Here is a 15,642-nt window from a genome sequence, read left to right as displayed (position 1 = left end):
TTTTCGGCTTTTTTAGGAATTAGCTTTTAATTACTGGATGCCTTAGCACAGTTTTCATTTTGTCGGGTGACGCTTTGCGCGGATCGCTGAGATAGATCTCATGGTGCCTGCCATTGGGGCCGACATTGTCTTTCAGTCCATTGGCGGCCATGAATTCTTTCATCCGCTCGATGGTGGCAGGCTCGGTGGCGTATGGGCCGACGTGCATGGTTTGCACACACAGGCCTTCCTCGAAGTGAGCAAGTCGTATCTTCGAAAGCATATCACTATCGCCTTTCTTCTTGCGGACTTGTTCGCGGGCTTCCTCGAAAACTTCGGCTGTAATGACTTCAGGCTGCATGATCATCAACGTGTAAGTCCAGTTGTCTTTTATGGTAATGTCGAAAAATCCATCCTCCACGCCCCACAACCCCTCCAGCGCCATCACGGGATAATCAATGGCGTTCGTCTTGCGCTTTTTGAGCATGAACTTGAGTGTGTAAGACATACTGTACAATGCCTGTGTGGCTTCTGCAAATGCTGGAGATTTGCCAGGCTCGGAGCCTTTTTCGATTGCGCCATCGATCATGGCGAATTGCAGGCTGGGGACTTGAAGCGCTTCGATCTTCTTTGCCGACGGCTGATACAGGTGCTTGAATTGTTTCTTCAAATCGAGAGTTTTCATGGTTTCTCCTTATTATTTGCTTTTCATCGCCTTGCGGATCAATGTGCGCGCCCAGCGGTAGTGACTGCTTGTGCAAGAGACGAAATATGCCGCAAGTAGATTGTTGTTTGTCCATTTGTAGACCTTTCGCGTAAATAATTCCTTTTCGGGAATGCCTTCAATGGTTTTGATGACCTTTTTGTAGGAAGCTTTGAATTCCTTTTGAACATCGGCATGGTTTCCTGTCGCGATGCTTGAGGTAAATGGCATGGTTGAGTTGTGGAAGCTGTCCCCAGTTGTATTCCTCGGATGGCACGGCCGGAGTTTTGCCTTTCACTCCTGCCGCATACCAAGCCATGACCATTTGCTCCCATTCCATGAGGTGACTCAAAACATCTTTGGCGGCCCACTCGCCGATCATATTGGGTTGGGTCATTTGTTCGGGTGTCAGTGTGCTGAGTAATTCCTCCAGGGCGGTTCTTTCTTTGTGCGCATTTTCGAGAATTTGGTCTTTGGTGGTTGGTTTTGGCATGAATATCTCCTTTTGAAATCAATTATTTTGATTGTATGAATTCGCTGTCGCCTGTGCCCATTCCCGAATCATGTCTTGCAATTCCTGCGGCTCCAACACCCTTGCCCAGTGGGCGAAACTCATTGTCATGGAGGCCAGCCAGGGCAGATCGGGCGCGGTGAGGGTGACATCCATGCTGCCATCTGAATTCTCGGCAACCGATTCCCACATGGATGGATTTGCTTTCACCATGTAGGCCGCTTCAGGAACAAAGCGCAATTGTGCGCGGATGCTGGGCTGGTTCTTGAATTCGTTTTCCAAATACGTATGGATATCGAAATTAGCGGGCGTCTCAAATAGTTTTTCAAGGACTGTCAATTTTTGGATGCGATCCACTCGGAAAGTGCGCGGCGCATTGCGCAGATGGCAATATCCAACGAGATACCACCAGCCTGCACGAAACACCAATGCGTAGGGATCGATCTTGCGCTTTTCGGCTTTTGTATTGGCTTGCCCCTGATAGGTCAGATTGACTTGTTTGAATTCGCGTGCGGCAGAACGAAGTTTTTCCATGACGGGTGAGAGGCTGGCAAGATCGGCGCGATACAAACTGGTGGTTACGAGAGAACGTCGCGCCCAGTGGATTTCATCGCGTTGTTCGTTCGGTAGAATATTTTCGATCTTTGCCATCGCGCTTTGAGCTGCGTCTTTATATAACTTTCCCCAGGTTTCACTGATGAGATTGGTTCCCAAATAAACCGCGACTGCTTCTTCAACGGAGAAAATCAGCGGCGGAAGTTTATACCCGCGTACGAGTGAAAAACCGCCGTAGGGTCCGCGCTCGGCGTAGACGGGGATGCCCATTTCATCAAGCATGGCAAAGTAGCGATGCAGGGTGCGCACCGAAACGCCAAGCCTGTTTGCAAGGTCGCTGGCTTTCTGGTTGGGCTGGTTCTGCAAAGTCAGGATAAGTGTGATCAAGCGGGTGGCAACATTAGACATGGTTTGTTCCTGCATAAAAAGTATAAAGCGGATATATGTCAAATTATGACATATATCCGCCTCGTAGATTATTTCAATTTTCCCGCTTATTCCCCGCGATGGATGACGTCCCTTCCGTATTTTTCCTGGAGTTGGTCGACCACTTCCTGCAATTTACGAGACTTCTCGCTTCCTGCGTCCCACAAACTGAGTTGGCGTACTGGAGCACCGATTCCGCTGACACCGACTCCGATCAACCGAACAGCCTGATTCGGCTTGCGGACAGTTTTCATCAGTTTGACAGCAGTGCGGAATATCTCATCATCGTTATCTGTGGATGTGGGCAATGTTGTTTGTCTTGTCAACGTGGTGAAATCAGACCAGCGTATTTTCAGTTTGACCGTTTTTCCAGCGAGATCATTTTTGCGGAGTTGCCGCGCCACTTCCTTGGATTGTTCGCGCAGGGTCTTTTCAAGGGTCTTGTCGTCGCGCACATCTACATTGAATGTGGTTTCCTGGCTGATGGATTTGGTTTCGTATTCGGTGACAATGGGGCGGTTGTCGATGCCGTGCGCGTGACGCCAGAGATCGCGTCCGTTTTCGCCGAAGAGGTTGACGAGTTCCTTTTCGGGCCAGTTGGCAATATCACCGATGGTACGGATGCCAAGCTCGGTCAGACGCGCGGATGTTTTTGGCCCCACACCCCAAAGCATGTCTGCGGGCAGGGGGGCTAGAAATTTCGCTTCATCGCCAGCAGGTACGATGGTTAATCCAAACGGTGGTTCATTCTTTTTCTTGCTCGATTTTTTGCCGACTTCGGTGGCGATCTTTGCCACGAGTTTGTTGGATGCGATTCCGATCGAGCTGGGTAAATGCAATTCGTTTTTGATACCCGTTTGCAGGTCCAGTGCGATGCGTGCGGGGGCTTCGCGAATGTCTGAGATGTCGAGAAATGCTTCGTCGATGGAGATTTGTTCAACGAGGGGAGTCAGATTCCGCAGTTTGTCCATTACCTTTTCGGAATATTCCCCGTACAGTTTGTGACGCCCTGGAATGATGATGAGATTACCGCATAAACGAATGGCGCGCGACATGGGCATGGCGCTGCGAATCCCCAATGCGCGTGCCGCATATGAGCAGGAAGCCACGACACCGCGTTCATCGGGTCTGCCTCCTACTGCAAATGGCTTGCCACGCAATGTGGGGTTTTGTGTTTCTTCCACGGAGCAATAGAATGCATCAAGGTCCAAATGGAGAATTATGCGAGACATGAACAGGATTATAGTGTAAGGGATGGCGGCGGCGGTAGGAAAAATGGTTATGAAATTGCTTTGTTAATATATTGAACATTCTCATGAGTAAAGTTATACTAGGGATGGCGTATAGTCAAATGGAACATTTCTAAGAATTTAACGTCATTATTTAAGCTTTTGCTTATACGGAGGAAGAAATGAAATTTACATCCAAATTTGCCACTGTGTTACTGCTGGTTGCATTGATGATCTCTTCTGTGCCATCGGCTGCTGTACAGTCGGCGCAGGCGGCGTCCTGTTACTGGGCGCAATTCATCGCCGACGTAACCATTCCCGATGGGACGAGTTTTGCCCCGGGCGCTGCATTCAAGAAAACATGGCGCTTGAAGAATATCGGCACCTGTGCATGGAATGCCGCTGATGTCTCGCTGATTCATGACAGCGGCGAGAAAATGGGCGTGCCCGCTACAGTTGCCTTGCCGACCACCGTGAATCCCGGCCAGACAGTGGACATCACTGTTGACATGGTTGCGCCGAGCGCGGCTGGTCATTACTTTGGCTATTTCAAATTCAAGAGCGCGCAGGGCGGCGTGTTTGGCATTGGTTCGACCGCGAATAAATCGTTCTGGGTTGAGATCAATGTGACTTCGTCCTCTACTGCTGGATATGACTTCACCGCAAACGCCACATCTGCGGTCTGGTCCAGCGGTGCTGGTACTTTGACCTTCCCCGGCACCGATGGCAGCGCGAACGGCTTCGCTTTGAAACTGGACAAGCCAAAATTCGAAAACGGGATTGAATCTGCGCAAGCGGGTTTGCTGTTCGTTCCGAACAATGTGAACAATGGCTATATTCAGGCGAGCTACCCTGCATTCAAAGTGCAAAGCGGTGACCGCTTTCAGGCAACCATTGGTTGTGAATATGGCGCGACCAATTGTTATGTTGCCTATCGCCTCGATTACCAGATCGGTTCCGGTGCAGTTAAAACCTTCTGGACCTTCCGCGAAAGATATGAAGGCCTGACCTATAATGCCAACCTCAATTTGAGTTCGCTGGCCGGACAGGATGTGAAATTCATCCTCGTTATTTCTGCTTATGGTTCACAGACTGGTGACCGTGCGCTGTGGGGCAACCCCATCATTGCGCGTGCAGGCGGAACGACCGGGCCCACCAACACCCCGTCTCCCACTGTAACAGGCACCCTGCCTTCGCCCACACCTACAAAGACTGTTACACCGGGTCCAGCTTCCTGTGACCGCGCGCAGTTCATCAAAGACGTGACCGTGCCTGATGGCACAGCCTTTGCACCGGGAATTGGTTTCTCCAAGACCTGGCGCATCAAGAACGTCGGCACATGCACGTGGACAAATTACAGCCTGATCTTCGACTCTGGCGAAAAGATGGGCGGACCTGATTCTGCGATTATCCCCACTTCGGTGGCGCCCGGCCAAACTGTGGATATCACCATTCAGTTGACATCCCCAACCACGGCAGGCACATACCGCGGCTATTGGAAACTCAAGAACAGTACCGGCGCTGCATTTGGTATTGGCTCTGCCGGAACGAAATCCTTCTGGGTTGAGATCAAGGTCTCAGGCACTGGCATTGTCCCCAGTACGACTGTGGCACCAGTGACACCCGGCACACCGGTGACTCCTGCTACACCTATTGCCGGCACAAGCTATGACTTTGTCGCCAACGTCTGCACTGCGACCTGGTACAGCGGTGCTGGCACATTGCCCTGCCCCGGAACAGATGGGGATGCAAAAGGCTTTGTGTTGATCACCAGCCCGTCCAAGCTTGAGAACGGCACCAACGACAGCCGCTCGGGTTTGCTCACCTTTCCGCAGAATATCAACAACGGCTACATTCAGGGTATCTATCCCTCCTATAAAGTAAAGGCTGGCGATAAATTCCGCGCCACCATCAATTGCGAGAATGGAGCGACATCCTGCTACGTGGTATTTCGTTTGGATTACTCCATTTCCGGTAGTTCCTCTGTTCAGACTTTCTGGGCATTTGTGGAACGCTATGAAGGTCAGTATTACTCCGCCGACATCGACCTCACCCCGCTGGCTGGTCAGGATCTGAAATTCATCCTCACTGTTTTATCCACTGGCTCAGCGACAGGCGATCGCGCCCTTTGGGTGGCCCCGCTTATTTATAATTCAGCATCGGGTTCGGCGGCAACAGCTGTTCCGCCTTCAGCTACTTTTACAGTCACATCGACGGTAATTGCAACGATCTCCGCTACGGCGACGACCCCGTCGCCGACTGTAACGGTTACTCCGGGCACCCCAACTGTCACACCGACCTTTACGGTAACACCCCCGACCACCACACCGACCTTTACGGTGACACCTCCAACTGCCACGCCCACTACACCTTCTCCATAGTATTTCTAAATTCAAAAAGTTCCCGCTGCCGTACGGCAGCGGGAACTTTTGTTTTCCATGATCGTTAACTTTTCAGGTAAACCCTTAACTTTTTGGGAGATCGAATGAATCGCTTTTTTCTGGCTACTTTGATTTTTGTACTTGCGGCATGTTCTGCAAACACACCGACCGTACCTGCGGACGCTTCCTATTTTGAAATTACGCCCGCTCCTGCAAATCTCGATATTAACTCGACCTCCGAACAAATTCAGCGGGCGTTGTGGGAAAGTGCTTCAAAATGGACCACCCTTCAAATGGATGGTTCTGTCACCTGGTATCTGCCCGATGGTTCGACGCAACTTGTGCGTGAGCAGGTTTGGATGGACCCGATCAGGAGCAGATTCAAAGCGGAAGTGACTGGGGTGACCAATACTTCTCAAAAAGTTTTGAAACTGATCGACGGGACGAATATCTATGATGCTGATCTGACTTTGGGTCAGGTGCAGACATTTCCGATCCCTGATTTTATTCGCGTGGGACAGTACATCCCTCCGCTGGTGGAAGGGGAGGCGCATCCGAATCCGATTTGGGGTCAACTTGGAACGCCGCTTTCCCTATTGGCGTTCGCTTCTGATTTTTCGCAAAACGGCGGGGTCTTCAAGCCGATTTCCATCGAGACGATCGCTGGCCGCGAGGCCCTGGTCGTTGAGTGGACTTACTCTGGTAATGTCTTTTCATCTCTGAAAATGTGGGTGGATGCTCAAACGGGAATTCTCTTGAAATTGCAGGAATTCAATAAAAACGGCTCAGGTCAATTGGAAGGGGAGCGGGTTGTGGAACACATCTCTTTTGATGTGACTTTTGACGATTCGGTGTTTATTTTGCCTGCGGGCTTACAGCAGGCGGGTTCGCCGAATGCCGAAGCGGGGTCAGTGCCTGTTGTAACTGAATCAGTTCCCCCGTCGGCAGAGGATGCGGGTGAGTTGTATTTCTTCCTTCAACCACGGCAGGTGGGACAATCCATTCAGCTCGCGCGCGTTTCAGGTGTCTGCGTATTTGACTCGGTCAATTGTCCGCCGATGCAAATTGTGACTGTCCCCTTCGCATTTAATTTTACGATCAACGCTTTGAGCTGGTCTCCCGATGGAAAGTTTGCCGCGTTTTCATATTCGGATGCCCCTAATGGTACACCGACGAAATTATGGATTTTCGACCCCGCCGCCAACACATGGACTTCGATTGCGGAATTTCCATTCATCGACCCGCCATTTTGGTCGCCCGACGGCACGTGGATCGCTTTCCGCACACAGGATGGGCTTGGTAGTGAGGATGTGTATGTGGTGCGTCGTGATGGCTCGGAATTGAAAAGTGTTTCGCTGAACTTGCCTGCAGAAGGACGGCCCTACATCATGGATGGCTGGTATACGGAAAATATTTTGATGCGCTCAGCTTTGCCGGGCAGTGCGGGTAATATTTTTCTGGTGCGTGCCAGTGATGGAGCCGCAAGGCCAATGTTCGATGCACAGCTAACCAAGGCGCAATTCATCGCCTCGCCCGATGCGAGCTTGCTGGCGTATGATGAATATGATTACAATAGCCAAAACCATGTTCTCAAGGTTATGGAGCCTGATGGCGAGAACGCGGTTTCGCTTGCCAGCTTTGTTGGCGGTTCGATCTACCCGATGGTGTGGTCGCCCGATAGTTCGCTGATCGCGTTCAATTATTACAGCAATTCAGCCGATGGCACACCCGTTGCCGAAGTGTATATTGTGAGCCGTGATGGAAAGACCCAATCTCTGGTTTACAAAGGCACAACGGTGGGGCGCCTGCTCTTTTCGCCCAATGGCAGGTATTTACTTGTTGAAGAAACCACATCGGTTTCAGGCGGGCATTTGTTTTTGATCAACCTTGCCACGCTGGAGCAGAAAATTCTGCAGGCTCCAGGCCTCACCACCGATTATGATTGGTACGCTCCTTCATGGAGACCATAATGTAGTAACGACTTCAGTCCTAACTATGATTTCAACCCATATGAAAAATAAAACCCTTTGGATCGTAGTCATTGTAACCTTCGTTCTATCCCTTGGTTTTCTTTCGACTTCAGACGCGTTTGCACACCCCACTGTGCAAAGCGAAGAAACACCAACGACTCCCTCGGGCAGTCCGCCAGTGCATGCTGAGATCATCGAAGGAGTCAATAACCTGCGACTGTCGCATGGCATTGCGCCATTGAATGCGCATCCAGTTTTGATGCAGGTCGGTCAAATGGAAGCGGATGGAATTGCCGCAGGCAGGGAAGGTCACTGGCGGCCCAATGGTCTTACGCTGGGGCAGTGGCTGCTTTCGCTTGGGTATCCGCTCTCGGGCGATATTTCGCTCGATGGCTATCGCTCTGAAAACTGGGGTTTTGCCAATGATGCCGAGAGCGCCGTGAACATGTGGCTGCAGGATGACCTTCATACAAATACCATGCTCTCCCTTGACCGCAGTGATATCGGCGTGGGTATTGCAAAAATGCCTGGTGAAGATGTATATGTCATCGTGCTTGAGACCGCACTTCAAACCAAAAGCGGCGAGATGCAATATGACGCCATCGTTTACCTCACCGGCATTCCCATGACCCAGGCCGCCTATTCCAGCATGGCAACCCTCGCCGCCGAAAATGGATTGCTCCCACAAAACGTCGCGCCCGTTTTTCTCAACACCGCCATGCCTGATGGCAACATCTATCACGAAGTCAAATATGGTCAAACTTTGTGGAGCCTTGCCATTTCTTATGGAACCACCATCAAACAGATCCAGCAGTTGAATGGATTGACCGACACGAATCTGCGCACTGGACAAAAACTTCTGATAATGAGAGATGCGACTCAACCTGCGCCCCGCGACGCGTCAAACGTACCGACACTTGCCCAGTCACCCCAAACATTCCCCACCGCGACAATGTCACCCGCCAAAACCGCGGAGCCAGAACCCACACCAACCCTGACCCCCGAACAGAAGCGAGAAAACACGATGGGCATCGTTGCCATCGGAGTCTCTGCGATCTTTCTTGGCGGTCTATTTACCGTGATGACCCGTAAGAAACCCTTATGAAATAATAGGCCAGATAGATTTTCGAAAACCTGTCTGGCCTTGTTTTTTTGATATTTGACTCCTCTCCAGTTACGGCGTTAAACTAAATCAAATCTATGAACCTGTGCGCCCTCACCTGGGGCAGCATAGGCCGCGAAACTGGAGACTTTATGATTTTCTCGAACACTCCGCGCCCTGAGACTTTGAAATCTCTTGCGGATGTGAAGCACGTGCCGTTTTGGTTGGATGACCCGGCACGTCCGGAGCCTGCTTCTGCTTTGACCGAAAGCATCACAGCCGATCTCGTTGTCATCGGCGCAGGCTTCACAGGCTTGTGGACAGCTCTTCTTGCAAAGCAAGCCGACCCGTCTCGTGACGTGGTCCTTCTTGAAGCGGGGGAGACAGGCATTGGCGCCAGCGGACGAAATGGCGGTTTCGTCGCCTCGTCACTGACTCATTCCTTTCAAAATGGATTGAACCGCTGGCCCAAAGAACTCAAAAAGATCATCGAACTGGGGCACAAAAATCTGGACGGAATAGAAGCCGCGATCAAGCAATTCAACATTGATTGTGATTTCATCCGCTCAGGCGAGATCAATGTCGCCAATGAAGAATATCAAATCGAAGAACTGCGCGAGGAAGCCGAACATTCCGCCCAATATGGGGAGCGAATCCAATTTCTCGACCGTGAGCAGATCCGTGCACGAGTCAACTCGCCGACCTATCTTGCCGCGATCCACGACCCGTCTGTGGCGATGGTCAACCCCGCGCGATTGGTCTGGGGCTTAAGAAGAGCATGCCTGGAAGTTGGAGTCCGCTTGTTTGAGGGCACGCAGGTCACGGGTCTGGAAGAGAAGCGCGAGTCGGTACTTGTCAAAACATCCTATGGGCAGGTCGAATCCAAACGTGTGGCACTTGCCACGAATGCATTTCCGCCTTTGCTAAAAAGACTCTCGTTTTATGTTGTCCCTGTTTACGATTATGTGCTGATGACGGAGCCGCTATCCAAAGAACAACGCGATGCGATCGGCTGGCATGGGCGCGAGGGTGTGAGCGATAACGGCAATCAATTCCATTATTACCGCACCAGCGCAGACGGTCGGATTCTGTGGGGCGGATACGACGCCATCTATTATCCAAACAATGAAGTGGCTCCGCACCTGGAAAATCGTCCCGAAACATTCGCGCGTTTGGCGGAGAATTTCTTCCAAACCTTTCCGCAGTTGACGGGTCTGCGCTTCACACACGCCTGGGGCGGTGTGATCGATACTTGTTCACGCTACACTGCGTTTTGGGGTCAGGCTTATGGCGGCAAAGTGGCATACGCAATGGGTTACACCGGCCTCGGTGTCGGCGCATCGCGCTTCGGCGCGCAAGTGATGCTGGATCTGCTCGATGGCAAAAAGACCGAACGCACCGAATTGCAAATGGTGAAATCGAAACCGTTCCCATTCCCGCCCGAACCGTTCCGCTCGCCGATTGTCAATTTCACAAGATGGTCGCTCAATAGCGCGGATGACAACGGCGGCGAAAGAAATTTATGGCTGAAGATTTTGGATGCGCTGGGGTTGGGGTTTGATTCGTGATGAAATTTGGAATGTAACTCACTCTTGTTATCTCTCACAAATAAAGACCTCGGAGGCATCCATCCTCCGAGGTCTTTATACTTCTCACTTTTTACTCCCCTTACTTCTTCGACGGCTTCGACATCTCATCTCTGACCGTATTGTACAAACTCTCCGCTTTCAAATCACTCAGCGAATAGCACGGCGCTTTGAGATGATCTGCTAGCTGTTGGGCGAGTCCCTGATCAAAGGCGGCGTGTTCCATGTTGATGACCACGGCGCGGGTTTTTTCCTGGGCGATCATTTCGGCAAACTTGAAGCCTTCTTCCTGCGGCGGCAGTGTGCCAATGGATACATTGCCTGCGCCATCGGTCAGCACGATCAGCAGCGGTTCCACATCGGGGTGGATGTGCTTTTCGTGAGTGAGCACATCGTGTGCCATGAATAATCCTGCCGAGAGCGGAGTCTTTCCACCGACGGGAATGTCCATCAAGGCGCGTTGTGCAAGTTGGACAGAGTTGGTGGGGGAGAGCACCAGCGTGGCGCGGTCTTTTTGGAAGACGATCAGTCCCACGCGGTCACGGCGTTGATAGGCGTCGGTCAACAGCGAAAGGATTGCGCCTTTGGTCGCATTCATGCGCTCGGCAACGGCCATTGACCATGAAGCATCCACAAGGAAGAGAACCAAATTCGCCACGCGCTTCACGCGGATCTTGCGCTGCAAGTCACTGCGTTTGATGGAAAAGGCCAGCTTCTTGCGTTCCTCGGTGCGTTGATTTTGGAATGGCGCGGCGGCCCGAAACGTGGCATCGAAGGCGATGTCCGTCAGGTTGTCACCTGCAGGACGCGCCTTGATATAGCGGCCATGCTTTCGCTCCGTTTTTGTGAGCGAACGGCGGCCTGCCTGTTTGCGGGTTAGTTTATCGAGCGGGGTGTTGAGTTTGCGAGGCTGGAAGGTCTCACCAGCTTTTACTTTTTGTCCGCCTTCCCACCAATTCGCATTGGAACTTGCAAACACTTCCTGCTGCTGCATGGGTTCAGGGTTTCCCTGCTGGGGACCTTCCTGCTGTTCATCTTCGAGCTTTAAGTTTTTTTTTCCTCGCCTTCGCCATCCTGCTTGCTTTCGGATTCATCATCCGAATCTTCAGGGACGGATTGACCCGCCAATTGCTCGATGCGTTCCTGCAACTGTTCGGTGGTCAATTCGGCCTGCTGGAAAGGCGTGCGTTTGATGCGGTGCGGAAGCGCCAGCTCTGCGGCGAGCGCGATATCGTGATCGTTGATCTTGGTGCGGCCTTCGAAGGCTGCTTCAGCGCGAGCGGCTTTGAGAATAACGAGGTCAGCGCGATGGCCGTCTACGTTTAATGAAGAAGTCAACGCGGCGATGGAGAGCAGGTCACGGCTCGTGTGGGTGACCTGGTCAACAAGTTCACGTCCACGGGCGATCTTCTGTGAAAGCTCATCTTCTTTTACAAGCCATAATTTGCGGAAGGCTTCGGCGTCTTTTTCGTAGGAAAGATTGCGTTCCATGATGGTCACACGTTCACGCGCATCGCGGATGCCGACGATATCCACGGATAGCGCGAAGCGATCCAGCAACTGGGGGCGGAGATCTCCTTCTTCAGGATTCATCGTCCCAACGAGAATGAAGCGCGCTGGATGGGCAAAGGAAATGCCTTCGCGTTCGACCGTGTTCACGCCCATGGCGGCTGAGTCCAGCAGAATATCCACTACGTGATCGTCGAGCAGGTTGACTTCATCGATGTAGAGCAATCCGCGGTTTGCAGAAGCAAGGACGCCAGGTTCAAAATGACGTTCGCCCTTTTGGATTGCTTTTTCGATATCAAGGGTGCCGACGACACGATCTTCAGTTGCAGAAACGGGTAGGTTGATAAAAGGTGTGGCACGCTCGGCGGTGGGAAGTTTCTTTGCCGCAGCATAGCGTTCCTTACATTCGGTGCACCATGTTCCAGATTTATCTGGATCGCATCCGAAGCGACAATCCTGCACGATCTTGACGTGCGGCAACAAAGCGGCAAGTGAACGCGCGGCGGTCGATTTGGCCGTACCGCGTTCACCACGAATCAATACGCCGCCGATACGGGTATCAACGGCATTGAGTATGAGGGCGCGTTTCATGCGCTCCTGTCCAACAATGGCTGTAAATGGGAAGATTGCGGGCATTTTTTCTCCAGTGCGTGATTATAAGCCAAAATTTTCTTTCGAGAAGGAATCTGTTGTTTTAATGCGTATATCGGGGTTGTCAAGTTCTGCATTCACTTGTATAATCCAAATCATATTTCAGTTTAATTGGAGTCACGCGTGATGGATGAAAATGAAGCCCAAACTGGGCAAGGGGCTGTAAATCCCCAGGGAGACCAACCCCACAATCAGACAATGGAGTCACTGCTCGAGACAGAATCTTTGAGTGTCGAATTGCCGCAGGTCGGTGAAATTCGCAAAGGCATGATCGCAAGCATTAGCTCAAGCCAGATTCTCATCAGTGTCGGAGCGAAATCCGAAGGTGTTGTTGCAGGCCGCGAGTTGGAACAACTCACAGCTGAAGAACGCGCCGCACTGAGCGTTGGACAGGAAGTGAACGTTTACGTTCTCAATCCTGAAGATCAAAACGGCAATGTCGTTTTATCGTTCAAGCGCGCACAAGAGGAAATGTCCTGGGAAAATGTTGAGAAGATGATCGCGGATGAAACCGTGATCGATACAAAGATCGTTGGGTTCAACAAGGGCGGCTTGATCGTCGCTGTTGGAAACCTGCGCGGCTTTGTTCCTTCTTCACAGATCAGCGCCGCACGCCGTGCACAGTCTTCCGGCGACACCCCTGAACAACGCTGGCAGAAGATGGTTGGCCAGGCAATCTCAGTCCGCATTATCGAAGTGGACCGCGAACGCCGCCGCCTGATCCTTTCTGAGCGTTCCACCAGCACCGAAACCCGTTCCTCGATGAAGGATCGCGTGATCAGTGAGTTGGAAGAAGGTAAGGTGTACACCGGTAAAGTTACGAGCCTCGCAGACTTTGGCGCCTTTGTCAATGTCAGCGGCGCAGACGGCCTTGTGCATCTCTCAGAGCTTTCCTGGGATCGCCTTCAGCACCCCAAGGAAATCCTCGAAGTCGGGCAGGAAGTCAAGGTCAAGGTTATCAACATTGACCGCGACAAGAAACGCATTGGTCTGTCCATCCGCGCCTTACAGGATGACCCTTGGAAGAGCCGTGTCGAAAAATTCAGCGTCGGCCAGCTTGTTGAAGGTGTCATTACCCGCCTGACCAAGTTCGGTGCATTTGCCCGTCTTGAAGGCGATATCGAAGGTCTCATCCACATCTCTGAGTTAAGCGAGAACCGTGTTGAGCATCCGAAGGAAGTCCTCAAGGAAGGTGAAGTCAAGACGCTGCGCGTCATCCGCATCGACGGCGAGCAGCACCGCATCGGCCTCAGCCTCCGCAAGGTTGACTCGGCCGCCTTCGCCGACAAGGATTTCAAAATGCTCACGCAGGGATTTCAAGACCCTGACGAAGAGAACAAAGACGAGTAAAAATAATCCAGAGCGCACCGAAAGGTGCGCTCTTCAATAATCCCCTATGCCTATTATTGTTGATGCTCACGCAGATATCGCCTGGAACATGCTCAAATATGGGCGCGATTACACCCGCTCTGCCGAGGAAACACGCCAGCTTGAGGCTGGCGGTCCTGCTGTAGCGAACAACGACGACACACTCCTTGGCTGGCCCGATTACCAGCGCGGACAAGTCTCCGTCATTTTTTCAACGCTGTATGCCACACCAGCACGCTGGAGCAAGGGCGAAAACAAAACCCAAGTTTACAAAAATTTTGATGAGGCACATCAGCTTTATCGTGAGCAATTGCTGACCTACCATCGGATGACGGATTCGACGCCTGACAAATTTCGCCTCATCGCTTCCAAACGTGACTTGGACCTGGTCCTCGATCATTGGCAGAATCCCACCCCAGGCAGTGACGGACATCCCGTAGGCATGGTTGTGCTCATGGAAGGCGCAGAAGGTATCCGCGAACTTTCCGAGCTGGACGAATGGTATGAGCTTGGCGTGCGCCTGATCGGCCCAGCCTGGGTTGGCACACGCTATTGTGGCGGTTGGAATGAGCCAGGCCCGTTGACTTCCGACGGCCGCAAATTGCTTTCCGCGATGGCGGAACATAACTTTGTCCTCGATCTCAGTCACATGGATGAACAGGCTGCTGTGGAGGCGCTCGATATCTACCGCGGACCCATCGTTGGCACACATGCCAATTGTTTGTCGTTGCTGCCCAATTCACCATCGAACCGTCATTTTTCAGATCGTATCATCGAAGGCGTCATAGAACGTGATGGCGTCGTGGGGGTGGTTCCGTTCAACAGCTATCTCAAGGTTGGGTGGGTGGCAGGTAAAAGCGAGCGATCAGAAGTTTCGCTTGGCAACGTTGCCAATCACATCGACCATATCTGCCAGATCGCGGGGGATGCCCTCCACGCAGGGATCGGCTCCGATTTTGATGGCGGTTTTGGTTTGCAATCTGTCCCACCCGAGATCGAGACAATTGCTGATTTGCAAAAACTTTCATCCTTGTTAGAGGCGCGCGGTTACAGCGAAACAGACATTGCCAATATCCTTGGTGGTAACTGGCTTGCACGCCTGAGAAGGGATTTGCCCTAATGAGCACGAACAAACCTATTCCTGCATCTACTCCTGTTGACACCACACCATATTCCAACGCCAATGGTCAAAATGCCCCGCGTATTTTTGTGGGTCTTGTAGTCACCTTTATCGGGCTGTTTATCTTTACCATCGGCTCCAAGCCTGATTGGTTTGGTTGGGACCGCAGCGCTGTGGTCGGTTTTGTGCAGATCGCGGTTTTTCTTGCAGGCCTTGCGCTGATCTGCCTTGGCGGATACATCAGCCTGCTTACCTTATGGTCGGGCCAAGAACGGACGATTCTTGCGGACATTGGCACACGGTTGGTTGGCACAGGCTATGTGATTGCCGTCTTCGCAGGCTTGGCCGATGTATTCGGAATGGGCTCACAGTCGTTTCCACAGGTTCCATACTTTGGGCCGTGGCAGGCTACAGGTGTATTGATCGGTCAGGGGATCATTGCATTGGGATTTCTGTTATTTATTCCGTTCTTTCCCCATAAAGTATTCAGACAAAGTTAGTGGTCAGGCAACAAAAAAACCGCTGGAATTCCAGCGGTTTTTTTGTTCAAGA

13 protein-coding genes are annotated in these 15,642 nt (G+C 51.9%); 7 read left to right on the top strand and 6 right to left on the bottom strand.

Translation table 11 applies throughout. The annotated features are described in order from the left end of the window. Positions 1–19: 19 nt before the first annotated feature. From IPI86_RS06115 to dinB, 4 genes are all read right to left on the bottom strand, one after another. Positions 20–664: a GyrI-like domain-containing protein gene (locus IPI86_RS06115; protein ID WP_345297109.1), complete on the bottom strand. Its 645-nt coding sequence runs from the start codon at positions 662–664 to the stop codon at positions 20–22. Between the two features lie 157 nt (positions 665–821). Continuing rightward, positions 822–1,175, bottom strand: coding sequence for a DinB family protein (locus tag IPI86_RS06110; RefSeq protein WP_345297108.1), 354 nt, complete (start codon positions 1,173–1,175; stop codon positions 822–824). Between the two features lie 18 nt (positions 1,176–1,193). Beyond that, a complete protein-coding gene (locus IPI86_RS06105; protein ID WP_345297107.1) occupies positions 1,194–2,156 on the bottom strand; it encodes a YafY family protein in 963 nt (320 codons plus the stop codon). Positions 2,157–2,242: 86 nt separating this feature from the next. Continuing rightward, on the bottom strand, positions 2,243–3,406 hold the full coding sequence (dinB, locus tag IPI86_RS06100; RefSeq protein WP_345297106.1) for a DNA polymerase IV: 1,164 nt from the start codon (positions 3,404–3,406) through the stop codon (positions 2,243–2,245). A gap of 179 nt (positions 3,407–3,585) precedes the next feature. Here dinB and IPI86_RS06095 point away from each other — a divergent pair, with 179 nt between their 5' ends. The 4 genes from IPI86_RS06095 to IPI86_RS06080 all read left to right on the top strand — a co-directional run bounded on the left by IPI86_RS06095 (position 3,586) and on the right by IPI86_RS06080 (position 10,424). Next, entirely contained in the window at positions 3,586–5,784 is a 2,199-nt protein-coding gene (locus IPI86_RS06095) for an NBR1-Ig-like domain-containing protein (protein WP_345297105.1), read from the top strand. A 104-nt stretch (positions 5,785–5,888) separates the two neighbouring features. Then, complete coding sequence (locus tag IPI86_RS06090) at positions 5,889–7,754, top strand: hypothetical protein (protein ID WP_345297104.1); 1,866 nt, start codon at positions 5,889–5,891, stop codon at positions 7,752–7,754. A gap of 40 nt (positions 7,755–7,794) precedes the next feature. After that, the gene (locus IPI86_RS06085; protein WP_345297103.1) at positions 7,795–8,859 is read left to right on the top strand and encodes a LysM peptidoglycan-binding domain-containing protein; all 1,065 of its coding nucleotides are present in this window, start codon (positions 7,795–7,797) and stop codon (positions 8,857–8,859) included. 149 nt (positions 8,860–9,008) lie between these two features. Beyond that, positions 9,009–10,424, top strand: a complete 1,416-nt coding sequence (locus IPI86_RS06080; protein ID WP_345297102.1) for an FAD-dependent oxidoreductase — start codon at positions 9,009–9,011, stop codon at positions 10,422–10,424. 100 nt (positions 10,425–10,524) lie between these two features. On the opposite strand, the gene IPI86_RS06075 is transcribed toward IPI86_RS06080, so the two are convergent. Beyond that, on the bottom strand, positions 10,525–11,436 hold the full coding sequence (locus tag IPI86_RS06075; RefSeq protein WP_345297101.1) for a VWA domain-containing protein: 912 nt from the start codon (positions 11,434–11,436) through the stop codon (positions 10,525–10,527). Positions 11,437–11,486: 50 nt separating this feature from the next. After that, positions 11,487–12,587 carry an ATP-binding protein gene (locus IPI86_RS06070; protein ID WP_345297100.1) on the bottom strand — a complete coding sequence of 367 codons (1,101 nt, stop codon included), beginning with the start codon at positions 12,585–12,587 and terminating at the stop codon, positions 11,487–11,489. Positions 12,588–12,728: 141 nt separating this feature from the next. Between IPI86_RS06070 and IPI86_RS06065 the strand changes: the two genes are divergently transcribed. Genes IPI86_RS06065 through IPI86_RS06055 form a run of 3 tightly spaced genes read left to right on the top strand, consistent with a single transcriptional unit; the run spans position 12,729 to position 15,590 of the window. Continuing rightward, positions 12,729–13,952: a S1 RNA-binding domain-containing protein gene (locus IPI86_RS06065; RefSeq protein WP_345297099.1), complete on the top strand. Its 1,224-nt coding sequence runs from the start codon at positions 12,729–12,731 to the stop codon at positions 13,950–13,952. A 46-nt stretch (positions 13,953–13,998) separates the two neighbouring features. After that, positions 13,999–15,090: a membrane dipeptidase gene (locus tag IPI86_RS06060; protein ID WP_345297098.1), complete on the top strand. Its 1,092-nt coding sequence runs from the start codon at positions 13,999–14,001 to the stop codon at positions 15,088–15,090. Then, on the top strand, positions 15,090–15,590 hold the full coding sequence (locus IPI86_RS06055) for a hypothetical protein (protein WP_345297097.1): 501 nt from the start codon (positions 15,090–15,092) through the stop codon (positions 15,588–15,590). The genes IPI86_RS06060 and IPI86_RS06055 overlap by 1 nt, the downstream gene beginning before the upstream one ends. Positions 15,591–15,642: the final 52 nt, after the last annotated feature.

It is taken from the genome of Candidatus Villigracilis affinis, assembly GCF_016705895.1.
GTDB lineage: Bacteria > Chloroflexota > Anaerolineae > Anaerolineales > Villigracilaceae > Villigracilis > Villigracilis affinis.
This window is presented reverse-complemented; position numbering and strand designations above follow the sequence as displayed.

Coding starts and splice junctions, on each gene's coding strand:
- IPI86_RS06115 (WP_345297109.1), bottom strand. CDS start 664: ATGAAAACTCTCGATTTGAAGAAACAATTCAAGCACCTGTATCAGCCG.
- IPI86_RS06110 (WP_345297108.1), bottom strand. CDS start 1,175: ATGCCAAAACCAACCACCAAAGACCAAATTCTCGAAAATGCGCACAAA.
- IPI86_RS06105 (WP_345297107.1), bottom strand. CDS start 2,156: ATGTCTAATGTTGCCACCCGCTTGATCACACTTATCCTGACTTTGCAG.
- dinB (WP_345297106.1), bottom strand. CDS start 3,406: ATGTCTCGCATAATTCTCCATTTGGACCTTGATGCATTCTATTGCTCC.
- IPI86_RS06095 (WP_345297105.1), top strand. CDS start 3,586: ATGAAATTTACATCCAAATTTGCCACTGTGTTACTGCTGGTTGCATTG.
- IPI86_RS06090 (WP_345297104.1), top strand. CDS start 5,889: ATGAATCGCTTTTTTCTGGCTACTTTGATTTTTGTACTTGCGGCATGT.
- IPI86_RS06085 (WP_345297103.1), top strand. CDS start 7,795: ATGAAAAATAAAACCCTTTGGATCGTAGTCATTGTAACCTTCGTTCTA.
- IPI86_RS06080 (WP_345297102.1), top strand. CDS start 9,009: ATGATTTTCTCGAACACTCCGCGCCCTGAGACTTTGAAATCTCTTGCG.
- IPI86_RS06075 (WP_345297101.1), bottom strand. CDS start 11,436: ATGCAGCAGCAGGAAGTGTTTGCAAGTTCCAATGCGAATTGGTGGGAA.
- IPI86_RS06070 (WP_345297100.1), bottom strand. CDS start 12,587: ATGCCCGCAATCTTCCCATTTACAGCCATTGTTGGACAGGAGCGCATG.
- IPI86_RS06065 (WP_345297099.1), top strand. CDS start 12,729: ATGGATGAAAATGAAGCCCAAACTGGGCAAGGGGCTGTAAATCCCCAG.
- IPI86_RS06060 (WP_345297098.1), top strand. CDS start 13,999: ATGCCTATTATTGTTGATGCTCACGCAGATATCGCCTGGAACATGCTC.
- IPI86_RS06055 (WP_345297097.1), top strand. CDS start 15,090: ATGAGCACGAACAAACCTATTCCTGCATCTACTCCTGTTGACACCACA.